1 protein-coding gene is annotated in these 286 nt (G+C 52.8%); it reads left to right on the forward strand.

Annotation, left to right across the window (positions count from 1 at the left end; translation table 11 throughout):
- Positions 1–9: 9 nt before the first annotated feature.
- On the forward strand, positions 10–156 hold the full coding sequence (locus KDM90_RS18495; protein ID WP_369123435.1) for an SAM-dependent methyltransferase: 147 nt from the start codon (positions 10–12) through the stop codon (positions 154–156).
- Positions 157–286: the final 130 nt, after the last annotated feature.

Raw genomic sequence — 286 nt, forward strand, 5'->3', positions numbered from 1 at the left:
GGCACATTCGTGGCCAAAGTTTTGGCTGGTGGCGCTGAAGCCGATCTGCAAAAAATTCTCAAGCAACGCTTTACCAAGGTGATGCACGTTAAGCCGCCTGCGTCGCGGTCTGACAGTTCCGAAAAGTTTGTCGTCGCGACTGGTTTTAAAGGCTGACGCGATGGAAGCATGGATGCGCATAAGAGCAGGGGATGTCTCGCTTGCTCTTGATCCATCAATCGGAAATATCCGCGGGTTTTCGGTTGCCGGACGCGATATTTTGCATACGGCGCATTGGGTTGGCACA

This window comes from Affinundibacterium fentianense, from assembly GCF_018139545.1.
Taxonomy (GTDB): Bacteria; Pseudomonadota; Gammaproteobacteria; order Burkholderiales; family Burkholderiaceae_D; genus Undibacterium; species Undibacterium fentianense.